Source organism: Dyella sp. ASV21, from assembly GCF_016428975.1.
In the GTDB taxonomy this organism is placed as follows: domain Bacteria; phylum Pseudomonadota; class Gammaproteobacteria; order Xanthomonadales; family Rhodanobacteraceae; genus Dyella.
In genome coordinates this window covers 93,725-101,855 of sequence record NZ_JAELTT010000009.1, presented here as the reverse complement: position 1 = coordinate 101,855, position 8,131 = coordinate 93,725, and the positions used below count along the sequence as shown (strand labels likewise).

The following is an 8,131-nucleotide window of genomic DNA, read 5'->3' as shown; positions in this document are numbered from 1 at the left end:
CGTGATGTATTACACCCTCGGCCAGCGCAACGGCCTGGGCATTGGCGGCCGCCACGGCGCCAGCGGCGAGGCCTGGTACGTGGTGGGCAAGGACGTCGCCCGCAATATTCTCTACGTGGCCCAGGGTGGAGAGAACCATTGGCTGTATTCGCAGCGCCTGCACGCCGAGTCGCCCACCTGGGTGGCCGGCGAGCCGCCCGCCACGCGCTTTCGCTGCACCGCCAAAACGCGCTATCGCCAGGCCGACCAGGCGTGCGAAGTGAACCTGCGCGACGACGGCCTGGAAGTAATTTTTGACCAGCCCCAACGCGCCGTGACGCCCGGCCAGTCGGTGGTGTTCTACGATGGCGACACCTGCCTGGGTGGCGCTGTGATCGACCGCACCGACGCGCCATACGGCGGTTGGAATGATGCCCCCATCCCTCGCGAGTCCTTTTCCCGTGCTTGAAGCTTTTGCCATGACCGAAGAGCGCGTGCTCGCCCTGGCCGGACTATTCCAGGCCGCCACGCTTGCTCAACAACTCGCCAACGACGGGCGCTGCGACGACGTTGCCATGTCCGCCAGCACCGCCAGCGTGTTTCGCCTCAATGCGCCCTCGGTCGTCGGTGTGTACGGCGATGTCGCGGCGGTCCGCCTAGGCCTGCGCCAGCTCATTACCCTGCTCGATGAAAGCAACCGCGATGTCGCCGTCACCCGCATGGCTTTCACCGTGATGCGCCTGGAGCGCAGCCTGTCGCGTCGCAGCGACCTGCTTGAGCGACTGCAGCAAGGCATCGTGGCCGCGCAGCGCCAGGTGGAGCACTTCGGCGCCGACTCGCCGCAGGTCATCAGTCGGCTGGCGGAGCTCTATGCCAGCACGTTGTCCACGCTGAAGCCGCGCGTCATGGTCACGGGCAACCCGCAGCAACTGCAGCAGCCCGCCGTGGTGGAAAAAGTGCGCACGGGCCTGCTCGCCGCCGTGCGCTCGGCCGTGCTGTGGCGCCAGCTGGGTGGCCGTCAGTGGCAGCTGCTGCTGTATCGCAAGCAATGCAGCATGCTGGCCCGCGGCCTGCTCACCGGCTCCACGCTCAACAACGCCTGACGGGGCACCTCAGCCCTCTGCCAATGCCTCGGCCGCCGAACGGCGTGCAAACAGCAGCCACAGAGCGGCCACCATGCTGACCACCGCGGTCAACGCCACATAATGCGCCGGAGCAAAATGCCCGGCGCGCTCGGCCAGGTAACCGATCAGGGTGGCCGTACTGGCCCCGAAAACCGCGTAGGCCACGTTATAGGCGAAGGAAAGCCCCGAATAACGGATGGCGGCCGGGAACGCAGCCACCATGACAGTCGGCACCACGCCCACGGTACCCACCAGGAACCCCACCAGCGCATACAGCGGCAGAAAGTGCGCCGCGCCTGCCGCCAGATCGGCAAACAGCGCGTAGGTACCGATCACCAGCGCCAGCGAGCCCAGCAGCAGGGCACGCGCCGCACCGATGCGATCAGTGAGCCAGCCGTAGGCAATGCACCCCACGCCCAGGCAGAACGCCGCGATGCTGTTGCCCAGGAAAGCCACATCCGGAGCAATGCCGAACGACTTCTGCGCCAGGCTGGGCAACATCAGGATCAGCACCAGGATCGCCGCCGTCAGCATCCAGGTCACCGCCATCGACAGCACCACGCTGCCGCCATGGCCGGCCAGCACCGTGCGCAGCGGCAACTCGCGACTCAGTGCCTTGCGCTCGCGCAACTGGGCAAACACCGGCGTCTCGCTGAGCCAACGGCGCAGCCACACCGCCACAAAACCAAACACGCCACCCAGCAGGAACGGCAAACGCCAGCCCCAACCCAATAGCTCTTCCTGGCTCAAGTGATGGTTGATCCAAGCCGCCGTCAGCGACCCGATCAGGATGCCCACGGTCAGCCCCGCGGTCAGGCAGGCACAGGCAAAACCTACCCGACCCGGGGGCGCGTGCTCAGCCACGAACACCCAGGCGCCCGGCACTTCGCCGCCGATCGCCACGCCTTGCACCACCCGCATCAGCAGCAACAGCACCGGCGCCAGCACGCCCACCGAGGCGTATACGGGCAGCAAGCCGATGGCCAGCGTAGGCAGCGCCATCAGGAACACACTCAACGTAAACATGCGCTTGCGCCCCTGGCGATCGCCAAAGTGCGCCATCACGATGCCGCCCAGCGGCCGCGCGAGGTAACCCGCCGCAAAGATGCCGTAGACCTGCAGTTGGGCCAGCCACGGCGCCGTGTTGGGCGGAAAGAACAGGTGACTGAGCGGCAGCGCAAAGAACACGAACACCACAAAGTCGTAGAACTCCAGCGCGCCGCCCAGCGAGGCGAGCAACAGGGTACGAATATCCTGGCCTCCCAACGTGGCCCTGGCGGAGGCTGTGGACGGCGTGGAGGTGACGACCTGCGTCATGGGCAACCCTGCTCCGGAATAGTTGACGTGACAGCATACACAAACCTCACGCCACCTCTCTGCAAGCAATCATCCTTCTCTCATGTGGAGTTTTGCTACCCTCTCGCCGTTCGAGGCAAGACCCATGCATTACAACAAATCGGGGACGTAGTGAAAGTCAGGCACGGATTTGCCTGAGCTTTTCCTCAATTAAAACTGGCAAGGAGTGTCTTTATGAGTATCGGCAAGCGGTTGGGAGCGGAGTTCTTCGGAACGTTCTGGTTGGTTTTCGGTGGCTGCGGCAGCGCGATCTTTGCTGCGGCCTTTCCCGAGCTGGGTATCGGCTTTGCCGGTGTCGCGCTCGCCTTCGGCCTCACCGTGGTAACCATGGCCTACGCCGTGGGACACATCTCCGGCGGCCACTTCAATCCGGCCGTGACGGTCGGCCTGTGTGCCGGCGGGCGCTTTCCCGCCAAGGACGTGGTGCCCTACATCATCGCCCAGGTCATTGGCGGACTCGTGGCCGGCGCGGTGCTCTATGCCATTGCCAGTGGCAAGGCAGGCTTTGACGCTAGTGCCGGCTTTGCATCCAACGGGTACGGCGAGCATTCGCCGGGTGGCTATTCGCTGCATGCCTGCATGATCGCCGAACTGGTGCTTACCGCGTTCTTCCTGATCGTGATCCACGGCTCCACCGACAAGCGCGCACCGGCCGGCTTCGGCCCGCTGGCGATTGGCCTTACCCTCACCCTCATCCACCTGATCTCCATTCCCATCACCAACACCTCGGTCAATCCGGCGCGCAGCACGGGCGTGGCGGTATTCCAGGGCAGCTGGGCGATCTCGGAACTGTGGATGTTCTGGCTGGTGCCGCTGATCGGCGGCGCCATTGGCGGCCTGATTTACCGCCACCTGCTGGAAACGCGCGACTGATAACGCGGCACTAACCACGGGGCCCGATGCTTTCGCTTGAACCCGAAAGCACTGGGCCCCGTTCTTTTTGGCGATGATGCAAGAAAACCGACGCGCTTCAGACCTCGTAGAGTTCGATCGGCAAGTCGTCCGGATCGGCGAAGAATGTAAACCGGCGGCCCGTGTACTCGTCCACGCGCACCGGCTCGCACACCACGCCCCGCTCGCCCAACGCAGCGATCACCGCATCGATATCCGGCACGGCAAACGCGAGATGACGCAGCCCCTGCGCCTCCGGCCGCGACGGCCGGCGGGGCGCGGCGGGGAAGGAAAAGAGCTCCAGGCTCACGCCCGGACTCACCTCCAGATCCAGCTTCCACGAATCGCGCTCGGCGCGGTACGCCTCATGAAGAATGCGTAACCCCAACGTTTCACTGTAGAACGCCTTGGAACGGGCATAGTCCGAGCAGATCAGCGCCACATGATGGATGGCCGGCAGCAGCGGTTGCGTCATGCGCTCAAGCCTCGGAAAACGGAAAGCTGAGCACATCCGCGATGGCATCGGTACCCACCAGGCACATCAGCAGTCGCTCGACGCCCATCGCTACGCCAGCACAATCGGGCATGGCATCCAGCACCGCCAGCAACGACTCGTCCATCGGCACTTCGCCCTGCCCGCGCGCGCGGCGCACCACATTGTCACGTTCAAAGCGTCGGCGCTGCTCCGTCGCATCGTTGAGTTCGTGATAGCCATTGGCAAGTTCGTAACGTCCCAGGTAAAGCTCAAAGCGCTCAGCCAACGGCGGATCGCCCGGACGCACCTTGGCCAGCGCGCACTGCGAGGCCGGGTAGTCATGAATCACGGTGATGCGGTTGTCCGGAAAATGCGGCTGCAAGCGATGGGTGATCAGCAGATCCAGCCAATCGTCGCGCGTAAGCCCCTCCGGATCGATGTTGTATTCGGACAACGCGGCCTGCAAATGCGCGATCGGTGCATGCGTCGGGTCGATGCCCAGTTCGTCAATAAAGAGCTGGCGATAGCCCTCTACCCAGACCTCCGCACGGCGACCGACCATGGCCAAGGCCGCCTCGACCAGCGCAATGGTTTCCTCCATCAACCGGTGATGATCCCAGCCCAAGCGATACCACTCCAGCATGGTGAATTCGGGATTGTGCCGACCGCCCGCCTCGCCATTGCGAAACACCCGCCCCAGCTCGTAACAATCGCCCACGCCCGCCGCGAGCAGTCGCTTTAACGGATACTCCGGCGAGGTGCGCAACCAGCGTTCGCGCGAACCGGCATCCACATGACCGTGGAAGTGCGTGCTGAAGCTCTCGATATTGGGCTCCGTGTTGCCGGCCGCCGAAAGGATCGGCGTTTCCACTTCCAGTACATTGCGTTCGGCAAAGAACGAGCGAATCAGCGCGTAGAGACGCGCGCGCAGGTGTAACCGACCTGCCAGATGCAGACTCATGCGCCACCCTCATGCTGAGCAAGCAAGGCGAGCAATTGGGCTTCATCCCAAACATCCACACCCAGTTCGCGCGCCTTGTCGAGCTTGGAGCCCGCTGCCTCGCCAGCCACGACCACGCTGGTCTTCTTGGACACCGAACCGGCCACCTTGGCGCCCAGCGCTTCCAGGCGATCCCTGGCTTCGTCGCGACTGAGCGAAGCCAGCGTGCCGGTGAGCACGAACGTCTGCCCATCCAGCGCCGCGCCTGTGGCAGCCGAACGCTCCGGAATGGCGGCAAGCAACTCGCGCATAGCCTCATCCGCCGCACGCAGCGGGCGCAGATGCTTTTCGTGCGAAAGATACGCACCCAGGCTGGTGGCCGCCGCCGATGACAAACCCGCGGTTATCCAGTGTGCCGAACCGGCTGCCAGCAAACGATCGAGCGTAGGAAAGTGTTCGGCCAAGAGCTTGGTACTCTTGGGGCCCAACTTGTTCACCCCCGCCATATCGAGCAGCACGGACAGATCAAGCAGTTGACGCAACTTGGGCGACGGATGGGTTTCATCGGCGAATACAACGCCTGACGCCAAGAGCGCATCCACCACCTTTTGATTGCCCGGCTGGGCAAAGAAGCCGGCGATGGAGGCCGCCACTTCATTGCCAATATCCGGCAACACGCGCAGCACCGGCGCCGGCATGCGACGAATCATCGCCAGGCTGCCCAGCCATGCGGCCAGGGTCTTGGCCGTGCTCTCGCCAATATGCATGATGCCCAGGCCAAACAAGAAACGCGGCAAGGTCGTACGCTTGCTCGCCTCGATCGCCTCGATCAGGTTCTCCGCCCATTTGGTGGCCACCTTGCCCTGCTTGGTGGACTCTGGCGTGATGCTCTCACCGTCACCCTCCAAGGGAGCTTGCGGCGCGGCGTCCGCACGGCGCTTCATCTCCAGGAAATCGTTCAGCGTGAGTCGATAGAGATCGGCCGGCGTATGCACGTAACCGAAATCCACCAGCGCATCCACAAAACGCTCGCCGAGGCCGTCGATGTCCATCGCGCGACGGGCAGCGAAGTGGATCAACGCCTCCTTGCGCTGAGCGGCGCAGATCAATCCACCGGAGCAGCGCCAAGCCGCTTCGCCCTCTTCGCGCAGCAGCGCCGAACCGCACACGGGACAATGCGTAGGCATGTGCCAGGCGTGCGTGTGCTCCGGGCGCAGCTCGGGCATCACGCGTACCACTTCGGGAATCACATCGCCCGCGCGGCGCACGATTACGGTGTCGCCCACACGCACATCCAGGCGCGCCACCTGATCGGCGTTATGCAGCGTGGCATTCGTCACCGTGACACCGGCCACCTGCACCGGCTTCAGCCGCGCCACGGGCGTGGCCGCACCAGTGCGGCCTATTTGAATTTCGATGGCCTCGACCACCGTAGTCTGTTCCTGTGCCGGAAACTTATGTGCAATCGCCCAGCGTGGAGCACGCGACACAAAGCCCATCTCGCGCTGGCCTTCATAGTCGTCGAGCTTGTAGACCACGCCATCGATGTCGTACGGCAGCGCATCGCGCTTGGCACCGATGCGACGGTAGTAGGCAAGCAACCCATCCAATCCCTGGGCCGTGCTGACCTCCGGCGATACCGGAAAGCCCCAATCGCGCAGCGTGGCCAACGTCTGCGAATGCGTGGACGGCAACTCGCCGCCCTGCACCTCACCCACCGCGTAGGCAAAGAAACTCAACTTGCGCTTGGCGGTAATGGCCGGATCCAACTGACGCAGTGAACCCGCCGCGCCATTGCGCGGGTTGGCAAGGGTCTTCTCGCCGGCCGCGCGGGCGCGCGCATTGAAGGCCTCGAAATCCTTGCGCAGCATGATCACCTCGCCGCGCACCTCCAGCACGCGCGGCCATCCCTCGCCGCGCAGGCGCAGGGGAATGGCACGCACGGTACGCAGGTTGGCGGTGACGTCCTCGCCGGTTTCGCCGTCGCCACGTGTCGCCCCCTGCACAAACACGCCGCTCTCGTAGCGCAGGCTGATCGCCAGCCCGTCCAGCTTGGGCTCTACCGAGAACACCGGCTGACGGCGGCCCAGTGTCTGCTCGATGCGGCGCTCGAACTCCGCAACTTCGCGAAAGCGCTCGCGGTCGCCCTCGCCATCCTGTTCGAAGGCGTTATTGAGCGACAGCATGGGAATGGCATGACGCACCTCGGCGAAACCGCCCTGGGCGCGCGCACCGACGCGGCGCGTGGGCGAATCGGATGTAGCCAGTTCGGGATGCGCATCTTCCAGCGCTTCCAATTCGCGCACGGCCTGATCGTATTCGACGTCGGTGATCTCTGGATCGTCGAGCACGTGGTAACGATAGTTGGCGCGCTCGATCTTTTCCCGCAACGCGGCGGCGCGGGCCTGCGCCTCGGGGGCGATGCTCTGGCTCATGCTGAAATCCTCATAAGCCAAAGTTTAGCGTCTGTACCCACCGTTTCGCCCCTGGGCCAACGCAAAGATGGCAGGGCAACACCTTTTCGAACACACCAATTTCACGGGGCCTGCGCCTGGCAGAGTGTGCCCTGCATCCAAGCCGGGGGCGTTCACCGCCCTAAAGCCACCCTAAGGCCAGGTCAGCCCTCCGCCAAGCAAGGCATTTCAAACGAAAAGCGCACTGGACGCTGCCTGCTGGCCAACGCCAGTGCGCTACCGATCAATCGCGCAGGTCAGCGATGCAGATCGCCGGCCGATTCCGGCTGGTATTCGATTTCCAGCACCCGAAACTGGCGCTTGCGGCCATCGGGCGTGGGCCAATCAATCTGCTGCCCCACGCGCAAGCCCAACAGGGCACTACCCACCGGCGCCAGGATCGACACCGTGCCTGGCGCACCGGCGCCACTGGGATAAACCAGGCTCACAGTCATTTCGTCGCCGCTGGCTTCGTCCTTGAACGTGACCACGGAATTCATGGTCACCACGTCGGCGGGCATCTGGGCGGGCTCCACCACATCTGCGCGATCCAACTCGGCGCGCAGCCCGTCGTACTGCGTCGCCTGCATGGGCGGCATGCGCTCCAGCAGCGCCTCGATGCGCTCTAGGTCCAGGCGGGAAATAACGATAACGGGCTTGCTGCTCATGATGACTCCTGTCCACTCGACGCATGCGCGTCCACTAAACTAACTGGCCACAAAAAGACGGCGCGCCGGAGCGAAACCGCCCCGGCGCGCCTGACTAACGTATTCGATCGCATGCGATCCTGGCGTTTACGCCCGAGCCAGCCGACGCTGGGAGGGCTGGATGCAACAGGCACGCACGAATCGTAAGATTAAACGGCGCTGACTCTGAACGCGACCCGGCCCAAAAGCAAGCTGTCATAGCAGGT

8 protein-coding genes are annotated in these 8,131 nt (G+C 64.1%); 3 read left to right on the top strand and 5 right to left on the bottom strand.

The features are described 5' to 3' along the window. On the top strand, positions 1 to 448 hold a 448-nt coding region (locus JHD67_RS05340; protein WP_343214309.1), incomplete at its 5' end, for an aminomethyltransferase beta-barrel domain-containing protein. Positions 449 to 458: 10 nt separating this feature from the next. Beyond that, positions 459 to 1,082, top strand: coding sequence for a high frequency lysogenization protein HflD (gene hflD, locus JHD67_RS05335; RefSeq protein WP_199098065.1), 624 nt, complete (start codon positions 459 to 461; stop codon positions 1,080 to 1,082). A 9-nt stretch (positions 1,083 to 1,091) separates the two neighbouring features. Here hflD and JHD67_RS05330 read toward each other — a convergent pair whose 3' ends face one another. Beyond that, the gene (locus JHD67_RS05330) at positions 1,092 to 2,420 is read right to left on the bottom strand and encodes an MFS transporter (protein ID WP_199098063.1); all 1,329 of its coding nucleotides are present in this window, start codon (positions 2,418 to 2,420) and stop codon (positions 1,092 to 1,094) included. Between the two features lie 213 nt (positions 2,421 to 2,633). Between JHD67_RS05330 and aqpZ the strand changes: the two genes are divergently transcribed. Continuing rightward, complete coding sequence (gene aqpZ / locus JHD67_RS05325; RefSeq protein WP_199098061.1) at positions 2,634 to 3,332, top strand: aquaporin Z; 699 nt, start codon at positions 2,634 to 2,636, stop codon at positions 3,330 to 3,332. A gap of 97 nt (positions 3,333 to 3,429) precedes the next feature. Here aqpZ and JHD67_RS05320 read toward each other — a convergent pair whose 3' ends face one another. From JHD67_RS05320 to rnk, 4 genes are all read right to left on the bottom strand, one after another. Further along, entirely contained in the window at positions 3,430 to 3,825 is a 396-nt protein-coding gene (locus JHD67_RS05320; protein WP_199098059.1) for a VOC family protein, read from the bottom strand. Between the two features lie 4 nt (positions 3,826 to 3,829). Then, a complete protein-coding gene (epmA, locus tag JHD67_RS05315) occupies positions 3,830 to 4,786 on the bottom strand; it encodes an EF-P lysine aminoacylase EpmA (RefSeq protein WP_199098057.1) in 957 nt (318 codons plus the stop codon). Then, entirely contained in the window at positions 4,783 to 7,200 is a 2,418-nt protein-coding gene (gene ligA / locus JHD67_RS05310) for an NAD-dependent DNA ligase LigA (protein WP_199098055.1), read from the bottom strand. The genes epmA and ligA overlap by 4 nt, the downstream gene beginning before the upstream one ends. A gap of 275 nt (positions 7,201 to 7,475) precedes the next feature. Beyond that, complete coding sequence (gene rnk, locus JHD67_RS05305) at positions 7,476 to 7,886, bottom strand: nucleoside diphosphate kinase regulator (RefSeq protein WP_199098053.1); 411 nt, start codon at positions 7,884 to 7,886, stop codon at positions 7,476 to 7,478. Between the last annotated feature and the right edge of the window lie 245 nt (positions 7,887 to 8,131).

Excerpts from the sequence above, each read along its gene's own strand:
- ligA (WP_199098055.1), bottom strand. The coding sequence starts at position 7,200 with ATGAGCCAGAGCATCGCCCCCGAGGCGCAGGCCCGCGCCGCCGCGTTG.
- aqpZ (WP_199098061.1), top strand. The coding sequence starts at position 2,634 with ATGAGTATCGGCAAGCGGTTGGGAGCGGAGTTCTTCGGAACGTTCTGG.
- hflD (WP_199098065.1), top strand. The coding sequence starts at position 459 with ATGACCGAAGAGCGCGTGCTCGCCCTGGCCGGACTATTCCAGGCCGCC.
- JHD67_RS05320 (WP_199098059.1), bottom strand. The coding sequence starts at position 3,825 with ATGACGCAACCGCTGCTGCCGGCCATCCATCATGTGGCGCTGATCTGC.
- rnk (WP_199098053.1), bottom strand. The coding sequence starts at position 7,886 with ATGAGCAGCAAGCCCGTTATCGTTATTTCCCGCCTGGACCTAGAGCGC.
- epmA (WP_199098057.1), bottom strand. The coding sequence starts at position 4,786 with ATGAGTCTGCATCTGGCAGGTCGGTTACACCTGCGCGCGCGTCTCTAC.
- JHD67_RS05330 (WP_199098063.1), bottom strand. The coding sequence starts at position 2,420 with ATGACGCAGGTCGTCACCTCCACGCCGTCCACAGCCTCCGCCAGGGCC.